Consider the following 18,894-nt stretch of genomic DNA (forward strand, 5'->3'; position numbering starts at 1 on the left):
GCCCTGCGGGCACGTGAAGAAAGCGGATCTCGCTTCGACTGGGAGCTACCCCATCTGCCCTGCGGGCATCTTCCCCTGCATGCAGGGGAAGACCACTTGGAATCGCTCGCAACGCGAGCGATGGTTGCTTCAGGGGCGCCGCGCCAGCTCGGGGTTTTCCTTGGTCACCGGCATCAGGTCCTTCTTCGACACGCCCAGCCACAGCAGGATCGGGCTGGCGACGAAGATCGAGGACAGCGTGCCGACCACGATGCCGATCAGCATGGTGACGGCGAAGCCATGCACCGCGGTGCCACCGAAGAAGTACAGCGCACCCATGGTGATGCCGGTGAACAGCGAGGTGATGATGGTGCGCGACAGCGTGTTGTTGATCGAGCGGTTGAGGATTTCCTCCGGCTCGGCCTTGCGCGCCAGGCGGAACAACTCGCGGATGCGGTCGAACACCACCACCTTGTCGTTGATCGAGTAGCCGATCACCGCCAGCACCGAGGCCAGCACGGTCATGTCGAACTCGCGCTGGACCAGCGCCAGGATGCCCAGGGTGACCAGGGTGTCATGGACTTCGGTGGCCACCGCCGCAATCGCGAAGCGACGCTCGAAGCGGATCCACAGGTAGGCCATGATGCCGAGGATCACGAACACGGCGGCCACCGTACCGTCGCTGCGCAATTCCTGGCCGACCTGGGCGCTGACGTAGTCGCGGCTCTTCAGCTTCGCGTCCGGGCGGGCCACGTGCAGCACCTTGACCACGTCGGCGGCGATCTTGTCGAGGTTGAACTTGCCGGCGGCATCGACGGCGCCGGGATCGTCCTTGGGCTGCAGGCGGATCGACACCTCACGGGTACCGCCCAGGCTCTGCACCATCGCATTGTGGATGCCGCCCTTCTCCAGCGCGCCACGCACATCGGCGATTTCCACCGACTTTTCGTAGTCGACGACCATCGACACGCCACCGGTGAAGTCCAGGCCGTAGTTGAGACCCTTGAACGCGATCAGGCCAATCGAGGCCACCATCAGGAAGATGGCGATGGCCACGGTGTACTTGCGCATCCCCAGGAAGTGGATATTGCTGTCGTGATTGAAAATTTCCATGGGGATTCCTTAGACCGACAGCGTCTTGAGCTTGCGATGGCCGTGGATCGCCGCGGTGAACGCGTGCGTCAACGTCACCGAGGTGAACAGCGAAGTCAGGATGCCGATCAGCAGGGTCACGCCGAAGCCCTTGATCGCACCGGTACCCATCGTGGTCAGTGCCAGCGCCGCGATCAGGTGGGTGACGTTCGCATCCAGAATGGTCGACCAGGCCTTCTCGTAACCGGCGCGGATCGAGGCGTGCGGGCTGGAGCCGTTGCGCAGCTCCTCACGCACGCGTTCGCAGATCAGCACGTTCGCATCGATCGCCATGCCCAGGGTCAGCACGATGCCGGCCACGCCGGGCATGGTCAGGGTGACGCCGATCAGCGACATCACAGCCACCAGGATCACCAGGTTGAAGAACAACGCGATGTCTGCGACCAGGCCGAACAGCTTGTAGTAGATCGCCGCGGCCAGCAGCACCAGCGCCAGGCCCAGCAGCACCGCCTTGAAGCCCTTGTCGATGTTGTCCTGGCCGAGGCTGGCGCCGATGACGCCCTCCTCGACGATGTCCATCGGTGCGGCCAGCGCGCCGCCCTTGAGCAGCAGGGCCAGGTCGGATGCCTCTTTCGGGCTGCCCAGGCCGCTGGTCTGGAACTGCTTGCTGAAGGCGCCCTGGATGGTCGCATCGTTGATCACCGTCTCGGTGATCTTGGGCACGCGCACTTCCTTGCCGTCGACGACCTTGGTCTCGTAGACCTGCTCCACGTACACCACCGCCATCGGCTTGCCGACGTTGGCGTTGGTGAAGTCGCCCATCTTGCGGGCGCCGGCGGCGTTCAGGGTCACGTCGACCTTCGGCGTGCCGCTGTTCTGGTCGATGCCGGAAGAGGCGTCGATCAGCTGGTTGCCGGTCACGATGATCTGCTTGCTGACCAGCACCGGCCGGTTGTCGCCGCGCATGTAATACAGGTTGGCATCCGGCGGGATGTTGCCGGTGCGCGCTGCTTCCACCGCACGCGCATCGCCGGGCTGGCCGATGCCGGGGCGGTACTGCAGGGTGGCCACCGCGCCGATCAGTTTCTTCGCTTCGGTCGGGTCCTGCACGCCGGCCAGTTCGACCACGATGCGGCTTTCGCCCTGCTGCTGGATCAGCGGCTCGGACACGCCCAGCGCGTTGATGCGGTTGCGCAGCGTGCCCAGGTTCTGGGTGATCGCACCGCGGGCCAGTTCGCGCAACTTTTCCGGCTTGACCGTCACCTTCAGCATGAAGCGGTCGCCGGTGCTGGCGCCGTCGGACACGTTGAGGTCGGTGTATTCGTTGGCGATCGCGTCGGACGCGGTCTTGCGGTCGTCGGCCGAGCGCAGAATCACCGAGATGCCCTGGCCATTGACCGCGCTGCGGGTGACCGACTCGTAGCGGATGTTCTTCTGGCGCAACAGGCTGCGCACGTCATCGGCGTAGCTGTTTTCCTGCTTCTCGATGACATCCTTCTGGTCGACCTGCATCAGGAAGTGCACGCCACCCTGCAAGTCCAGGCCCAGCGGCATCGAGCGGGCGCCGATCACGCCCAGCCAGTGCGGCACGTTGGACTGCAGCTTGAACGCGACCGTGTAGCCGTCGCCCACCAGCGCCTTGATCTCGTCGGAGCCGGTCTTCTGCACGTCGGAGTTGGCGAACGTCACCAGCAGGTGGTCGCCTTCCACGAAGACCTCGTTCACGGCGATCTTCTTCGCCCTCAGCCCGGCTTCCACCTTCTGCTGGAAGGCGGTGTTGATCGGCGGCGCATCGCGGTTCGCGGTGACCTGTACCGCCGGCACCGGCGGGAAGGCGTTCGGCAGCGCGTAGATCACGCCGCACAACATCACCAGCGCGACCAGCGCGTACTTCCAGCGAGGAAAATCACTCATGCCTTGCATCCATCAAAGCCGCGGCACCAGGCCGCGGCGGTAGCAACAATCGGGAATGGCCACGTTGCAAGTCGCCGCCCAGGCCCCCTGGCGGCGTCCGGTACTTCTTCAGACGGATTTCAGCGAGCCCTTGGGCAACACCTGCTGCACCGCGCCCTTCTGCACCTTCACCTTGACGTTGCTGGCGATCTCGACGGTGATGAAGGTCTCGCCCACTTCGTCCACCCGTCCGGCGATGCCGCCGTTGGTGACCACTTCGTCGCCCTTGGCCAGGCCCGCGATCAGTGCACGATGCTCCTTCTGCCGCTTCGCCTGCGGACGGATCATCATGAAATACATCAGGCCGAACAGCACCACCATCATGATGATCATGGACATGCCGCCGCCGGCGGGCTGCGGAGCCGCGGCCTGGGCCAGCACGGGGGAGATCGGAAAACTCATGGGTTTGTCTCGCAAGTCTGGGCGTTGTCGAGGTTTTCGACAGAACGCCTGGGAAAAGATTCCCGATTATGCCATGCACCCCCGGAGCGTGCACGGCAGCGGCCGCGAGGGGTCCTTCAAGGGGTCAGGGTCACTTTTCGCCTGCGAAAAGCGACCCTGACCCCGCCCCGGCTACCCGGCGACGGGCGTAGAACTCCGCCACGAACGCTTCCAGGGCCTGTCCGGCGATCGCCTCGCGCAGCCCGGCCATCAGCCGCTGGTAATAGCGCAGGTTGTGCATGGTGGCCAGCTGGCTGCCGAGGATCTCGTTGCAGCGGTCAAGATGGCGCAGGTAGGCACGGCTGAAACCGTTGCTGCAGCTGTAGCAGTCGCAGCCTTCCTCGATCACCTCCGTGTCGGTGGCGTACTTGGCGTTGCGGATGCGCAGCGTGCCCTCGGCGGTGAACAGGAAGCCGTTGCGGGCGTTGCGGGTGGGCATCACGCAATCGAACATGTCGATGCCGCGGCGCACCGCCTCGACGATGTCCTCGGGCCGGCCCACGCCCATCAGGTATCGCGGCTTGTCCACCGGCAGCAGCGGCACGGTGAAGTCCAGCGCGTGGTTGCGTTCGGCCTCCGGCTCGCCCACCGCCAGGCCGCCGACCGCGTAGCCGTCGAAGCCGATGTCGATCAGGCCCGCGGCCGAACGCCGGCGCAGGTTCTCGTAGACGCTGCCCTGCACGATGCCGAACAGCGAGTTGGGGTTCTTCAAATCGTCGAAGGCGCGGCGCGAACGCGCGGCCCAGCGCAGCGACAGCTCCATCGAGTCGGACGCCACCTTCTCGGTGGCCGGATACGGCGTGCACTCGTCGAAGATCATCGCGATGTCCGAATCCAGGGTCTTCTGGATCTGCATCGACACTTCCGGCGACAGGAACACCTTCGAACCGTCGACCGGCGAGGCGAATGTCACGCCCTCCTCGGTGATCTTGCGCTTGTGCGCCAGCGAGAACACCTGGAAGCCGCCGGAGTCGGTGAGGATCGGCTTGTCCCAGCCGATGAAGCGGTGCAGCCCGCCGAACTTCTCGACGATCTCCAGCCCGGGCCGCAGGAACAGGTGGAACGTGTTGCCCAGGATGATCTCGGCGCCGGTCTCGGTGACGTCGCGCGGGGTCATCGCCTTGACCGAACCGTAGGTGCCCACCGGCATGAAGGCCGGTGTCTCGATGGTGCCACGGGCGAAAGTCAGGCGGCCGCGGCGGGCGGCGCCGTCAGTGGCGTGAACGTTGAACTGAAGGGAGGTCATCCAGCCATTATCGGCCTTGAAGGGGTCGGAGTCATTTTTTCGCGAGCGAAAAAATGACTCCGACCCCGCCTAGACGCCGCGCGGCAGGATCAGCATCGAATCGCCATACGAGAAGAACCGGTACCGCTGCTCCACCGCGTGGCGATACGCGTCGAGCATGTACTCGCGCCCGGCCAGCGCCGAGACCAGCATCAGCAGGGTCGACTGCGGCAGGTGGAAGTTGGTGAGCAGGCCGTCGATGCTGCTGAAGCGGTAGCCGGGGAAGATGAAGATCTGCGTCTCGCCGGCGAACGGATGCAGTTCGCCGTCCTTGCTGGCGCTTTCCAGCGCGCGCACCACGGTGGTGCCCACCGCGATCACCCGCCCGCCGTTCGCGCGGGTGCGGCGGATCTGGCCGATCAGGTGCGCCCCGACGTTGAGCCACTCGGTATGCATGTGATGGTCTTTCAGATCATCCGCACGCACCGGCTGGAACGTGCCCGCGCCCACGTGCAGGGTGACGTAACCGAACTCGACGCCCCGCTCGCGCAGCCGGGCCAGGGTCGCCTCGTCGAAGTGCAGGCCCGCGGTCGGCGCCGCCACCGCGCCGGGTTCGCGGGCGAACACGGTCTGGTAGCGCTCCATGTCGCTGGCGTCCGCGTGGCGCTCGATGTACGGGGGCAGCGGCATCTCGCCCAGTTTCAGCAGCAATTTTTCCAGCGGTTCCGGTGCCTCGAAACGCAGCCGGAAGAAGCCCTCCTCGCGACCCAGCACCACCGCGTGACTGCCGTCGGCCAGCTCGATCCGGCCGCCCTCCTTCGGCTTCTTGCTGACGCCGAGCTGGGCGATGGCCTCGTGCGCGCCGGTGACGCGTTCCAGCATGATCTCCACCGCGCCGCCGGTGTCCTTGCGCCCGTACAGCCGCGCCGGAATCACGCGGGTGTCGTTGAACACCAGCAGGTCGCCGGGCCGCAGGAAGTCCGGCAGTTCGCGGAACATGCGGTCTTGCCGCGACTGCGCCGCCACGTCGAGCAGCAGCATCCGGCTGGCCGAGCGCTCGGGCAGCGGGGCTTGGGCGATCAGCTCGGGCGGCAGCTCAAAATCGAAATCGGACTTCTTCAAGGCAGGTGTGGCCGGCATCGGGAAACGGAGCATTATCCCGCAGCGGACGCGCCGGGGCACGCCTGCAAAAAAAGCGCCGCTCCTCGCGGAGCGGCGCCCAGGCTCATCCCTTCACGCACAGCACCTGGCGCAGCGTGTGCACCACCTCGACCAGGTCGGTCTGCGCGGCCATCACCGCGTCGATCGACTTGTACGCCGCCGGCGACTCGTCGATCACTGCCGCGTCCTTGCGGCATTCGACGTGGGCGGTGGCTTCCCGATGCTGGGCCAGGGTGATCTGCTGGCGCGCCGCGGTACGGCTCATCACCCGGCCCGCGCCGTGGCTGCAGCTGTGGAAGCTGTCCGGGTCGCCCTTGCCGCGCACGATGTAGCTGCACGTGCCCATGCTGCCCGGGATGATGCCGAGCTCGCCGGCGCGGGCGCTCACCGCGCCCTTGCGGGTCACCAGCAGTTCCTCGCCACCGTGCGTCTCCTTCTGCACGTAGTTGTGGTGGCAGTTCACCGCCATCTGTTCCAGCTGGAACTTCGGCAGCCGGTGGCGCATCTCGGCCAGCACCCGCGCCATCATCGCCTCGCGGTTGGCCCGGGCGTAATCCTGCGCCCAGGACACTGCTTCGACGTAGTCGTCGAACAGCGGCTCACCTTCCATGAAGAACGCGAGGTCCTTGTCCGGCAGGTCGAAGCCCAGCACGCGCTGCGCCAGCTCCTCGCGCGCCCGCTGGATGAAGTAGCTGCCGATCAGGTTGCCGGTGCCGCGCGAACCGGAGTGCAGCATCACCCACACCGCGCCCGATTCGTCCAGGCAGACCTCGATGAAGTGGTTGCCGCCGCCAAGCGTGCCGAGTTGCCGGTCGACCTTGTCGGTGCGGATCTTGCGGTGCTTCGCCTTGATCGCCTCCAGCCGCTCGGCCAGCCGGGATTCGACCAGCATCGTGTGGATGCCGTCCGACGGCTTGCCATGCTCGCCGCCACGGCCGTTGCCGACCGGCACGCCGCGCTCGATGCTGGAACGCAGCTGGGCCAGGTTGTCCGGCAGGTCGCTGGCGCGCAGCGTGGTCCGCACCGCGGCCATGCCGCAGCCGATGTCCACGCCGACTGCGGCCGGGATGATCGCGCCCCGGGTCGGCACCACCGAACCCACCGTGGCGCCCTTGCCCAGATGCACGTCCGGCATCACCGCGACCCACGGACCGACGAACGGCAGCGTGGCGATGTCGCGCAGTTGCTGCTTCGCCGAATCTTCCAGCGGCACGCCGTGCACCCAGCCCTTGATCGGCGTGGCGCTGCCTTCGGCATGCAGCAGTTCGTATTGTTGGTTGCTCATCACATCTTTCCTTGAATGGATCGTGGCGAGCGCATCCGTGCGCGCGCCACGAGGTTACTGCCTGAGGCTGACCAGCTGGTTCAGCACGCCGTCCAGGCCGCCGAACACGGTCAGCTTGTCGATCTTCTCGGTGACCTTTTCCAAGGCCTCCAGCTCCTTCAGACGCATCAGCACCGGACTTTCCTCGATCAGCCGCGCGGTGTTGAGCAGCGAACGCGTGGCGTTCGCCTCCTCGCGCCGGCGGATCACGTTGGCCTGGGCCGCCTTTTCCGCCTGCACCACGCTGTTGAGGATGTCCTTCATCTCGCCCGGCAGGATCACGTCCTTGACGCCCACGCCGAGCACCTCGATGCCCAGCTCGACGACACGGCCGCGCACGTAGGCGAAGATGTCCGCATCCAGCGAAGCCTTGTCGCCCAGCAGCTCGTCCAGCGTCTTGCCGGACACCGCCTTGCGCAAGCCGTATTGCAGCTCGCGATAGAGGTAGTCGCCGTACTTGGCCACCTTCGTACGCGCGGCGACCGGATCGGTCACGCGCAGGCTGGCGGCCAGGTTCACCCGCAGGCTCACCTTGTCGCGGGTCAGCAGTTCCTGGCCCGACACTTCCAGCGACTGCACGCGCAGCTCGATCACCTCCGCCGCCACGTTCTTCCGGAAATTCCAGAACGCCCAGGCACCCGGCGCCAGCGTGCGCACCAGCTTGTTGTCGACTAACAGCAGGCCCGTCGATTCCACCGGCACATCCACCGTCACCGCCACCTTGCCGAGTACGCCCAGCTGACGCAGACGGCTGGCCACGTGCGCATCGATCTCCAGCGTTTCCACCAGCGAGACCGCCTGCACCTCGACCGGCACGATGCCCTTCCAGTACAGCTTGCGCGTACCCGGCGCCAGCACGTCTTCCAGCTTGCCGTTCTTCAGCACCAGACCGACCTGGTCGGTGCCGATGTCGGCCACCAGGAAGCACTCGGCCAGCGGGCCGTCCATCTGCGCCATCAACACCTCGGCATCGCTGCCGGCGTATTCCGGGCGGGTGAGGCTGTGCACCGTCACGGCGATGCGCTTGCGCGGGTCGAACAGGCGATGGACGCCCGGCGACAGCACACGCTCGAAACGACGGTTGCGATACAGCAGACCGCGCTCGCCGTCGCCGATCACGATTTGCTTGAGCCAGAACATGGCGATACTCCTTGTCGATATTCCTTGTTTCGATCCGTATTGAATGAATCACCGGCCGCCGGATCGATACGGGCCGTGATTTACTTCGGGGTGCAATCACCCCTCCCTTCCGGGATAAACACGCGATTATCTTCAATAACCGCAAGCTTTATTGAAAAAGGCGGAAACGCCTCTTGACGACTGATCCAGCGAAGCCCGCACGCTTCGGAAGAGAGTCGGTCATCGGCTGATCACGGCGATGCCTTGCCGCGATGTCGTTCGACGACCGACCGTCCCGCCTTCAGGGGGCCGGCCCGGCTCGATCCTCGCTGCGTCATTCGATCCGCCCTCATCCCTGACGGGCGTGCCGCGTTCCACACGAGGCGTTTCCTGGTCGGAACTTTCGTTCCTGGTGTCATGACGTGACAGGTCATGGTTTTGGAGCGGGAGTCGAACCCGCGACACTCGGTTTATGAGACCGATGCTCTACCCATCTGAGCTATCCAGTGGCTGACGTGCCGGATTCGAACCGGCGACCTGCAGCTTTCGCTGCCGCTCTACCACTGAGCCAACGTCATCGCGGAACATCTCCCCGCAGGCCCCGGCATACGCTGCCGGCAGAGCCGCGCGCACCGGGCGGGTCTTGGGAACCCGCGCCGCTGAAAGCCCTTGTGGCTGATGTTCCGTATGCCCGGCTGTCGCCAACCGGGCATTCGTGCGGGTCGTGAAAACCCTGTTCGTGTGGAATCCGATCCGCACACAGCCCGCGCCGAAGCATCGGGACGCAGCGCACATGCGCCGGTCTGCAGCCGTGCCCCTGCCTCGGCTGCACGAGCCGGATGCTTCAGGGCGTAGCGAATTCCTGCAAGGTGGTTCGATGCATGCGCATCCCCGGGCGAACGCCAAAAACAAAACGCCCCCGGGTATGGCGACCCGAGGGCGTTCGCGTGGCCTCGGGAGATCGGGGTGACCGATCTCCGCAAAGGGATCAGTCGATTATTGGAAAGCGGTTGCCAGGTCGTGCCTTTCATCGCGCGCAAACAGACCCGCGTCGCGGTAGTCGCGCGACATGCATGGCTTGTTTGTGGGAACGAGACGGAATGACATGGAAAGTTTCTTCATCGGATTATCGCCGGATGGCGAAGGACGCGAACAATACGCGGATTATTTTTGGAGTGCAAGCGATTTTGTCGAATACCCGAATATTCCTATAACCAGCCTTTCTGCCGTGCCAGTCGATAAGCCTCGATGCGATTGGCCACGCCGAGTTTGCCGATCGCCTCGGAAAGATAATTGCGCACGGTGCCATGCGACAGATTCAATTGCGCGGCGATGTCGCCGGCCGATTGCCCTTCACCGGCCAGGCGCAATACCTGGCGCTCGCGATCGTTCAGCGGATCGGCTTCCGACCACGCCTCCAATGCCAGTTGCGGGTCGATCGCGCGACCGCCGCGATGCACGGTGCGCAGTGCTTCAGCCAGGTTCTCGGCCGGCGCATCCTTCAGCAGATAACCGGACACGCCGGCGTCCAGCGCGCGGCGCAGGAAACCGGGACGGGCGAAGGTGGTGACGATGACCACCTTGATCGGCAACTCCTGCCGCTGGATGCGCTGGGCCAGCTCCAGCCCGGTCAGCCCGGGCATCTCGATGTCGGTGACCAGCACGTCGGGCTTGTGCTTCTGGATGTCGCGCCACGCCGCCTCGCCGTCCGCCGCCGAACCGAGCACGTCGATATCCGATTCCAGGTTGAGCAGGGCCGAAAGCGCGCCGCGCACCATCGCCTGGTCTTCGGCCAGCAACACACGAATCATGGGTTTGCCTGTCTGTACGAAAGGGAAAACCGGCGCGGTGGCCGATCAGGCCGCAGGATAACCGGAGCTGGTCTGCGCCGGCGTGGCTGCCGGTGTCGCGCGCGCCGGCTCGACCAGGCGCAGCACGGGCACCGGCACGACCACCCGCAACTGCGTGCCGCCGCCGAGCGGCGATTGCACCTCCAGGGTTCCACCCAGGGCGCGCACGCGCTCGCGCATGCCGCTGATGCCGTTGCCATCGGCGGCGATGCCACCGCGACCGTTGTCGCTGACCTGCAGGCAGACGGCCGCGTGTTCGCGGCGCAGCTCGATCTGCACGCAGCTGGCTGCCGCATGCCGGGCAATATTGGTCACCGCCTCGCGCAGCACCAGCGAAAGGCCGCGCTCGATCTCGGCCGGCATGTCGATCGACGGGGCGTTGTATTCCAGGTGCACGCGCGACGATTCCAGCAGCAGTCGCGCCGAGGCGAGTTCCGCCGCCAGGTCGGTGGCGCGGATGCCGGTGACGGCGCTGCGCACTTCGGCCAATGCATGCCGAGCAACTTTTTCGGCCTCTTCCACTTCACGCTTCGCTGCCTCGACGTCGCGGTCGAACAGCTTGCGCGACAACTCCAGCTTCAGCGTGATCAACGAGAGCGTGTGGCCCAGCAGGTCGTGCAGGTCGCGACCGATCCGCTCGCGCTCCGCGGTGGCCGCAAGCCGGCGCACCTCGTCATGGGAAAGACTGAGCGCGGCATCCTTTTCCTGGTGGAGCTGCTCGACGGTGACGATGATGCAGATCACGAACACGGTGACCGGCATGATCACCAGCAGAACGGTCGGGAAGCCGATCCACCATGCCAGCGCGACATAGATGATGTTGACCGCCACCACCTGCAGCACGTAGTTGCGGAACCGGCGCCGGTCGCAGTGGCTGAGCATCACGCAGGCGTAGACGAAGTAGCTCAGGCCGCTGGGATACCAGCGCATCAGGGCGAAGCACAGGACCGCCATGGCCCAGGCGTAGAAATGGGCGCTGCGCCGCGGAGCCAGCTGCACCTTGGCGAACAACAACAGGAACACGGGATACGAGGTCAGCGTGAACAGCAGCCAGGTCAGCGTGTAGCCGCGCAGGCCGTGATCGAACATCGGCGTGATGAAGATCCACAGCGACCACAACAGGTGCACGCTGTCAGCCCATGGCGACTTGCCGCGCCGCAACTCCTCGGCCACGACGGAATCCGGGGCCGGGGCGAACCATCGGGCGATGAAGGCGGGGATCATGGCGTGTCGTTTCGCTGGTAATGACGGGCTGCGTTGCATGCTACTTCAACCGTGCCGGCGCAGGCGCCGCGCCGCCAGCAGCAGGAAACCCGCGGCGAACACCAGCAAAACCAGCACGTGGCCCAGCAGCGGCTGCGTGTTCATGCCCACGGCGGCCAGGGCCAGCATGTCCAGGTGATAGCTCGGCCAGATCGGTGCGATCTGCTGCAGGAACTTCGGCAGCATCGGCAACGGGAACCACAGGCCGGACATGAACGACATCGGCAGGTAGATCAGCTGCAGCACGCCCGGCGCGCCCTGCCCCTTGAACAACGTGCCCACGAACATGCCCAGCGCGCAGAACGGCAGCACGCCGAGCACGCCGACCAGCAGCAGGGCGGCGGCCTGCGGCGCGGCCAGCGTCACGTGACCCAGGGTGAGGGCCATCGTCAGCAACAACATGATCACCCCGGCGGCGGCCGCCATCGCCATGATCATCTTGCCGATCAGGTAGGCACCGGGCGGCATCGGCAGCGCACGCTTGAAGGTCAGCAGGCCGCTGTCGCGTTCCAGTGCCAGCGACACGCCGAAGCCGAACAGGCCAGGGCTCATCACGCCGAACACGCCATAGCTGGCCAGCAGATAGCGAGCCGCATCGGCACCATTGGACCTCGCCATCAGCACGCCGAACAGCAGGTAGAACATCGCCGGGAACAGCATGATCGGCAGCATGAAGCTCGGGTTGCGCATGTAGCGCAGGCATTCGCTGCGCGCCTCCTCCAGATAGGCGCCGAACACGCGGCGGCGCGACATGGTCGGGGGGAACGAAACAGGTGCGTCAGTCATCACGATGTCCATCTCAGGCGGCCTCGCGCTGCGGATTGGTCGATGCCTCGTCGGCATCGCGGGTCAGTTCGGTGAACGCCTCGGCCAGGCCGGCGCGCTGCACTTCCAGTTCGCCCAGCTGCGGATCGGCTTCCAGCAGGCGCCGCACCAGCGGCTCCGCTTCGACGGTGACGATGCAGGTGCGTCCGTTTTCCTGGCGGACCTCACCGATCCCGGGCCAGTCGCGGATCAGCTCGGCCGGCAGCGTGGTGCGGCAACGGATGCGCTTCTGCGCCACCCGGGCCCGCAGCGTTTCCACCGTGCCCTCGTGGATGACCTTGCCGTGTGACATCACGCAGACCCGGTCGGCCAGCGCCTCGGCTTCCTCCAGGTAATGCGTGGTCAGCAGCACCGCGCAGCCTTCATCGATCAGCTGCCGGATCGCCGCCCACAGCTTCTGCCGCGCATCGATGTCCATGCCCACGGTGGGTTCGTCCAGGAACAGCAGCTCGGGCCGACCGCACAACGCCAGCGCGAATTGCACGCGCCGCTGCTGGCCGCCGGAAAGTTTCGCGTAAGGACGCCTGAGCAGGTCGCCGATGCCTGCCAGTGCAGCCGATTCCTGCAGCGAGCGGGGGTTCGGATAATAGCTGGCGGTGAGTCGCAGCAGCTCGCCCACGCGCAGCGTCGGCGGCAGCTCGGCGTGCTGCAGCATCACACCGATGCGTCGGCGCGGCTCGATCGCCTGCGGGTCCCCGCCGAACAGTTGCACGCTGCCGGCGTCGGCGCGGATCAGGCCCAGCAGCAAGGCGATGGCGGTGGTCTTGCCGGCGCCATTGGGGCCAAGCAGGGCCAGCAGCTCGCCCGGGTGCACCTGCAGCTCGGCGCCGTCCAGCGCGGTGAGCGAGCCATAACGTTTGACGGCGCCGGCGAGGCAGGCGATCGGTTTTTCGGCATGCGGCATGGGAAATCCTCCAGTGCCATGCATGCTGCGCGCCGCCGCCGGCTGGCGGCAGTCGCCCTCGTCAGCCATCCGGGATGACAGCCGTCACCCGGCGCCGGGGGTTACGGCGGCTGTGCGGCCAAGGTATCCTGTGAGGGATAAGGCCGCCCTGAAAGCCCCCGTGCGGCGATCTCAAACGACTGAAGTCATTGGAAAAACGCAGACGCTCGCGTTTTTCGCCACGCATTCACCAATCTGCCATCCGGCCATGCGCGCCGCCTGGCGGAGCTACGGAGGATTCATCATGGGTGTGATCAACCAGCTGCGCGAACTGCGCGATTTCGGCGGCAAGCCGCGTACCACCGGCCTGGACGACGCCAGCATCGAACGCATGGCGGCGAACGATCCGCTGCTGGTTCAGGCGATTGCCGAAGCGGTCGCCCGCCATCATGAATTGCGTGCCGACCTGGCGGATTTCCTCAAGCTCGACGAAGCCGAACAGCTGGCCCAGGCGCAGGCGGGCTTCGTCAACTTCTATCCCGATGACGCGATCAACCCGTACCTGCCTGCCGCGGCGCGTGGCCCGTGGATCGTCACCCTGAAGGGTGCCGTGGTGCACGACAACGGCGGTTACGGCATGCTCGGTTTCGGCCACAACGACGCGGCGATCCTCGCCGCGCTGGGCCGCCCGCAGGTAATGGCCAACGTGATGTCGCCCAGCGTGGCGCAGTTGCAGTTCACCAGGGCGCTGGACAAGGAACTCGGCCGCAGCCGCGGCGGCAGCCCGTACACCAGCTACATGTGCCTCAACTCCGGTTCCGAGTCGGTCACCCTGGCCTGCCGCATCGCGGACGTCAACGCCAAGGCGATGACCGACGAAGGCGGTCGTTATGCCGGTCGCACGATCAAGCGCCTGGCGGTGAAGGGCGCCTTCCACGGCCGCACCGAAAAGCCGGCGCTGTACTCCGATTCCAGCCGCAAGGCCTACCAGCAGAACCTGGCCAGCTACCGCCACGAGGACAGCGTGATCACGGTGGCGCCGTACGACGTGGCCCAGCTTGAAGCTGCCTTCGCCGACGCGGACAAGCACGGCTGGTTCATCGAGGCGATGTTCCTGGAGCCGGTGATGGGCGAAGGCGATCCCGGCCGCGCGGTGACCGCCGAGTTCTACAAGGCAGCGCGTGAGCTCACCTCCGCCCACGGCAGCCTGCTGCTGATCGACTCGATCCAGGCCGGCCTGCGCGCCCATGGCGTGCTGTCCTTCGTCGACTACCCCGGCTTCGAGGACCTGCCGCCGCCGGACATGGAAACCTTCTCCAAGGCGCTCAACGCCGGGCAGTATCCGCTGTCGGTGCTGGCCGTCACCGAACACACCGCCGCGCTGTACCGCAAGGGCATCTACGGCAACACCATGACCGCCAACCCGCGCGCGCTGGACGTGGCGCTGGCTACCCTGGGCGAGCTCAGCGACGAGGTGCGCAGCAACATCCGCGAGCGCGGCAAGGAATTCGTCGACAAGCTCAACGCGCTGAAGAACGAGCTGGGCGGCCTGATCACCAAGGTGCAGGGCACCGGCCTGCTGTTCTCCTGCGAGCTGGCGCCCGAGTACAAGTGCTACGGCGCCGACTCGACCGAGGAATACATGCGCGAGCACGGCGTCGGCGTGATCCACGGCGGCACCAACTCGCTGCGCTTCACCCCGCACTTCAAGGTGACCAGCGCGGAGATCGACCTGATCGTGTCCCACGTGCGCAAGGCACTGCTGGAAGGACCGCGCAAGGCCAAGGCCGAAGCCGCCTGAGCGTACTTTCCGTGGACTTCGAGGCCGCGCCGGCTTGTCCGGCGCGGCCTCGTCTTTTTGCGGACTGGTGCAGCCATCCGCCCACGCCGGTGCCGGCCAGGCACGACAAGGCGCTTCAGCTGAATACTTCATGCACGCAAGATCTTGCCTGCAGACGCGAAGGAGATTCCCTGCCTAGACTGCCCGAGCCGGCAGCCGCCGGTTACCCAGGGAGGACTCAACGATGTCGATGTCACTACGTCTGCTCGCAATCAGTGCTGCCTTCGCCTTCGCCGGCGCGACCTTCGCCGCCACGCCGCAAGCGGCCACCGCCGCGCCGGCCAAGCCGCGCACCGCGCAACAGCAGCGCATGGCGGACTGCAACAAGCAGGCCACCGGCAAGAAGGGCGACGACCGCAAGGCATTCATGAGCTCCTGCCTGAAAGGTCACAGCGCGGCGGCAGCACCGTCGGCCAGGGCCGCCCAGCAGGAAAAGATGAAGACCTGCAACGCCGACGCCAAGACCAAGGCGCTCAAGGGTGCCGAGCGCAAGACCTTCATGAGCAGCTGCCTGAAGAGCGACGCCGCCCCTTCCACGCATTGACGCCTGCCCCGCCGCTGTCCACGCAGCATGCGTGCGTGGGCAGCGGCGCTTCGTTAAGCTCACTGGTTGTTGCGCCACGCGCCTGCCATTGAAGCCTTTGCCCATGAAGATCGTCGAAGTCCGCCACCCGCTGATCCAGCACAAGCTGGGCCTGATGCGCCGCGCCGGCATCAGCACCAAGGAATTCCGCGAGCTGGCCTCCGAAGTCGCCGCCTTGCTGACCTATGAGGCCACCAAGGACCTGGAAACCGTCGAGGAAGAGATCGAGGGCTGGGCCGGGCCGATCAAGGTTCACCGGATCAAGGGCCGGAAGATCACCATCGTGCCGATCCTGCGCGCCGGCCTGGGCATGCTGCCGGGCGTGCTCGACCTGATCCCCGCGGCCAAAGTCAGCGTGGTCGGCCTGCAACGCGACGAACAGACACTGAAGCCGGTCACCTATTACGAGAAACTCACCGGCCGCATGGACGAGCGCATCGCGCTGATCGTCGACCCGATGCTGGCCACCGCCGGCACCCTGGTCGCCACAGTCGACATGCTGAAAGCCGCCGGCTGCAAGCGCATCAAGGGGCTGTTCCTGGTCGCCGCGCCGGAAGGCCTGAACCGCATCACCGCGGCCCACCCCGACATCGAGATCTACACCGCCTCGATCGACCAGCGCCTCAACGAGAACGGCTACATCCTGCCCGGCCTCGGCGACGCCGGGGACAAGATCTTCGGCACCAAGCAGCTGCCAGCGAACGACTGACCCGGCCGCCCGGTGGGGCGGGCACCGCCCGCCGGCTTTGGGTTGCCAAGAGAACTTCGATCAACTTTTCGCCAACCCAACCCCTCACCCTGCCTCTCCCCGACGGAGAGAGGGCATGATGAGCGCCTATGCCGCCCGACTGCCGAAGCGGTCGGTCGCCTCCACCAGTTCGTGCAGGATGCCCGGCTCGAAGGCGGAGTGGCCGGCGTCCTGCACGATGTGCAGCTCGGCCTCCGGCCAGGCGCGGTGCAGGTCCCAGGCGCTGCGCAGCGGACAGACCACGTCGTAGCGCCCCTGCACGATCACCGCCGGGATGTTGCGGATGCGATCGACATTGCGCAGCAGCTGGTCGTCGTGCTCGAAGAAGCCGCCATTGACGAAGTAGTGGCATTCGATGCGGGCGAACGCCAGTGCGAATTCGTCCTCGGCACTGGATTCGATGTGCGACTTGTCCTGCCACAGGAAGCTGGTGGCGCCCTCCCATACCGACCACGCACGCGCCGCGTCCGTACGGATTTTCGCGTCCTCGCTGGTCAGGCGGCGATGGTAGGCGCTCATCAGGTCGCCGCGTTCGACTTCGGGTATCGCGGCGAGATAGGTTTCCCACGCGTCCGGGTACAGCGCGTCACAGCCCTTCTGGTAGAACCATTCCAGCTCGGCACGGCGCAGCATGAAGATGCCGCGCAGCACCAGTTCGGTGACCTTGTCCGGATGCGTCTGCGCGTAGGCCAGCGCCAGAGTCGAACCCCACGATCCGCCGAACACCTGCCAGCGATCGATGCCCAGGTGCTCGCGCACGCGTTCGATGTCGGCGACCAGGTCCCAGGTGGTGTTGTCGGTGAGCTCGGCATGCGGCGCGGACTTGCCGCAGCCGCGCTGGTCGAACAGCACGATGCGGTAGATCGCCGGATCGAAGAAGCGCCGGCATTTCGGATTCGTGCCGCCGCCCGGGCCGCCATGCAGGAACACCACCGGCTTGCCGTTCGGGTTGCCGCTCTGCTCGTAGTACAAGGTGTGCAGCGACGACACCCGCAGCATGCCGCTGTCGAACGGCTCGATTTCGGGATACAGCGAACGCAACAGCGGCGACGGCATGAGGGCTCCTCGTGATCAACGAACAGCCGTCGAGATTAGCATGGGCGCGGTTTTGGCCTTTGAACCGGTGCCCGTGAGAGCTTGAAAACTCACCCACTCTCGGTGAACAGCTTGCCGGGATTGAGGATGCCCCGCGGGTCGAACACCTTGCGCACGCCACGCATCAGGGCGATTTCCGCCGCACTCCGGGTGCTTTCCAGATAGGCCCGCTTGACCAGGCCGATGCCGTGTTCGGCCGAGATGCTGCCGCCGTGGCAATGCAGGGTGTTCGCCAGCAGCCGGGTGACTTTCTCGCAGCGGGCAAGAAAGGCCGGCTCGTCCACGTCGTGTGGCCGCAGCACGTTGATGTGCAGGTTGCCGTCGCCGATGTGGCCGAACCAGATCACCTCGATGCCCGGGTATTCGTTCGCCAGCAGGGCCTGCATCTCGCACAGGAAACCCGGTACCGCGCTGATCCGCACCGACACGTCGTTCTTGTACGGCCGTCGCGGCGCCAGGCTTTCGGTAATGCCCTCGCGCAGGCACCACAGCGCCGCCGCCTGGGCCTCGCTCTGGGCGATCACGCCATCGCTGACCCAGCCCTGCTCCAGCGCCTGCCCGAACACGGCCAGCGCCGTTTCGCGCTGCGTTTCGTCGGCGGCATCAAACTCGGTGACCACGTAATACGGGTGGTCGCCATCGATCGCCCGCTGCGCGCCATGCGCCAGCACGTGCTGCAGCGCCTGGTCGGTGAAGAACTCGAACGCCTGCAGGGACAGCTGCGCGCGGAACAGCGCGAACACTTCCATCAGTGCATCCATGTCTGGCAGCGCCAGCAGCATCACCTGTGACGGCGGCGGCGGATCGGTCAGCTTCAGCGTCGCCTCCACCACGATGCCCAGGGTGCCTTCCGAACCGATCAACAGCTGGCGAAAATCGTAGCCGCTGGAATTCTTGACCAGGCCGCGGTTGAGTTCGAGCAGGTCGCCGCCGCCGGTCACCACCTTCAACCCGGCGATCCACTCGCGGGTGTTGCCATGCCGGATCACCCGGATGCCACCGGCGTTGGTGGCGATGTTGCCGCCGATCGAACACGACCCGCGGGCGGCGAAATCGACCGGATACAACAGGCCGTGCCCCCGCGCCGCCTCCTGCACCTGCTGCAGGATCATGCCCCCCTGCACGGTCAGCGTGCGATCGACCGCGTTGAAATCCAGCACCCGGTTCATCCGTTCCAGGCTCAGTACCAGCTCCCCGTTCGCCGCCACCGCGCCACCGGAAAGACCGGTGCGCCCGCCCGAAGGCACCACCGCCACGGCATGCTCGTTCGCCCAGCGCACGATCGCCTGCACCTCGTCCACCGTGGCCGGCAGGGCAATCGCCAGGGGGGCGGGAGTCCAGCGGCGGGTCCAGTCGCGTCCGTAGTGTTCGAGGTCGCCCGCGGCCATGAGCAGGCGCAGCTCGGGCAGACGACATGACAGGTCGGCAAGACGGGGATCGGACATGCTTCGGCTCCAGGTGTCCGCACAGACTGCCAGCCGCACGATGGCGAGTCCAGTGTTGCAGCGCCGCA

General features: G+C 66.1%; 16 protein-coding genes and 2 tRNA genes. 3 read left to right on the forward strand and 15 right to left on the reverse strand.

Features of this window, described 5'->3' with window-relative positions:
* Window positions 1–129: 129 nt before the first annotated feature.
* The 13 genes from secF to ASD82_RS11270 all read right to left on the reverse strand — a co-directional run bounded on the left by secF (window position 130) and on the right by ASD82_RS11270 (window position 13,136).
* Window positions 130–1,092: a protein translocase subunit SecF gene (gene secF, locus ASD82_RS11210; RefSeq protein WP_056717925.1), complete on the reverse strand. Its 963-nt coding sequence runs from the start codon at window positions 1,090–1,092 to the stop codon at window positions 130–132.
* 9 nt (window positions 1,093–1,101) lie between these two features.
* A complete protein-coding gene (gene secD / locus ASD82_RS11215) occupies window positions 1,102–2,985 on the reverse strand; it encodes a protein translocase subunit SecD (protein ID WP_056717926.1) in 1,884 nt (627 codons plus the stop codon).
* Window positions 2,986–3,093: 108 nt separating this feature from the next.
* A complete protein-coding gene (yajC, locus tag ASD82_RS11220) occupies window positions 3,094–3,426 on the reverse strand; it encodes a preprotein translocase subunit YajC (RefSeq protein WP_007804525.1) in 333 nt (110 codons plus the stop codon).
* A 130-nt stretch (window positions 3,427–3,556) separates the two neighbouring features.
* Window positions 3,557–4,711 (reverse strand): tRNA guanosine(34) transglycosylase Tgt, encoded by a 1,155-nt coding sequence (gene tgt, locus ASD82_RS11225; RefSeq protein ID WP_056717927.1) that lies wholly within the window; start codon window positions 4,709–4,711, stop codon window positions 3,557–3,559.
* 69 nt (window positions 4,712–4,780) lie between these two features.
* On the reverse strand, window positions 4,781–5,830 hold the full coding sequence (gene queA, locus ASD82_RS11230) for a tRNA preQ1(34) S-adenosylmethionine ribosyltransferase-isomerase QueA (protein WP_235580693.1): 1,050 nt from the start codon (window positions 5,828–5,830) through the stop codon (window positions 4,781–4,783).
* Between the two features lie 85 nt (window positions 5,831–5,915).
* Entirely contained in the window at window positions 5,916–7,139 is a 1,224-nt protein-coding gene (locus tag ASD82_RS11235) for an RtcB family protein (RefSeq protein WP_200950288.1), read from the reverse strand.
* Between the two features lie 51 nt (window positions 7,140–7,190).
* A complete protein-coding gene (locus ASD82_RS11240; RefSeq protein ID WP_056717930.1) occupies window positions 7,191–8,315 on the reverse strand; it encodes a slipin family protein in 1,125 nt (374 codons plus the stop codon).
* 416 nt (window positions 8,316–8,731) lie between these two features.
* A tRNA-Met gene (locus ASD82_RS11245) sits at window positions 8,732–8,801 on the reverse strand.
* Window positions 8,802–8,871: transfer RNA gene (locus ASD82_RS11250), tRNA-OTHER, on the reverse strand.
* A gap of 631 nt (window positions 8,872–9,502) precedes the next feature.
* Window positions 9,503–10,105, reverse strand: coding sequence for a response regulator transcription factor (locus ASD82_RS11255; RefSeq protein ID WP_056717931.1), 603 nt, complete (start codon window positions 10,103–10,105; stop codon window positions 9,503–9,505).
* 45 nt (window positions 10,106–10,150) lie between these two features.
* Window positions 10,151–11,368, reverse strand: coding sequence for a sensor histidine kinase (locus ASD82_RS11260; RefSeq protein ID WP_056717932.1), 1,218 nt, complete (start codon window positions 11,366–11,368; stop codon window positions 10,151–10,153).
* Between the two features lie 45 nt (window positions 11,369–11,413).
* On the reverse strand, window positions 11,414–12,193 hold the full coding sequence (locus tag ASD82_RS11265; protein WP_056717972.1) for an ABC transporter permease: 780 nt from the start codon (window positions 12,191–12,193) through the stop codon (window positions 11,414–11,416).
* A gap of 13 nt (window positions 12,194–12,206) precedes the next feature.
* The gene (locus ASD82_RS11270; protein WP_056717933.1) at window positions 12,207–13,136 is read right to left on the reverse strand and encodes an ABC transporter ATP-binding protein; all 930 of its coding nucleotides are present in this window, start codon (window positions 13,134–13,136) and stop codon (window positions 12,207–12,209) included.
* A 283-nt stretch (window positions 13,137–13,419) separates the two neighbouring features.
* Between ASD82_RS11270 and ASD82_RS11275 the strand changes: the two genes are divergently transcribed.
* The 3 genes from ASD82_RS11275 (at window position 13,420) to upp (ending at window position 16,247) form a co-directional block, all read left to right on the forward strand.
* Complete coding sequence (locus tag ASD82_RS11275) at window positions 13,420–14,916, forward strand: aminotransferase class III-fold pyridoxal phosphate-dependent enzyme (protein WP_056717973.1); 1,497 nt, start codon at window positions 13,420–13,422, stop codon at window positions 14,914–14,916.
* A gap of 223 nt (window positions 14,917–15,139) precedes the next feature.
* The gene (locus ASD82_RS11280) at window positions 15,140–15,499 is read left to right on the forward strand and encodes a PsiF family protein (RefSeq protein ID WP_056717934.1); all 360 of its coding nucleotides are present in this window, start codon (window positions 15,140–15,142) and stop codon (window positions 15,497–15,499) included.
* Window positions 15,500–15,602: 103 nt separating this feature from the next.
* Complete coding sequence (gene upp / locus ASD82_RS11285) at window positions 15,603–16,247, forward strand: uracil phosphoribosyltransferase (protein ID WP_056717935.1); 645 nt, start codon at window positions 15,603–15,605, stop codon at window positions 16,245–16,247.
* A gap of 126 nt (window positions 16,248–16,373) precedes the next feature.
* On the opposite strand, the gene pip is transcribed toward upp, so the two are convergent.
* Both pip and ASD82_RS11295 read right to left on the reverse strand, forming a co-directional pair.
* Window positions 16,374–17,342 (reverse strand): prolyl aminopeptidase, encoded by a 969-nt coding sequence (gene pip, locus ASD82_RS11290; protein ID WP_056717936.1) that lies wholly within the window; start codon window positions 17,340–17,342, stop codon window positions 16,374–16,376.
* A gap of 89 nt (window positions 17,343–17,431) precedes the next feature.
* Window positions 17,432–18,826: an FAD-binding oxidoreductase gene (locus ASD82_RS11295; RefSeq protein WP_056717937.1), complete on the reverse strand. Its 1,395-nt coding sequence runs from the start codon at window positions 18,824–18,826 to the stop codon at window positions 17,432–17,434.
* Window positions 18,827–18,894: the final 68 nt, after the last annotated feature.

Source organism: Rhodanobacter sp. Root179, assembly GCF_001428465.1.
GTDB lineage: Bacteria > Pseudomonadota > Gammaproteobacteria > Xanthomonadales > Rhodanobacteraceae > Rhodanobacter.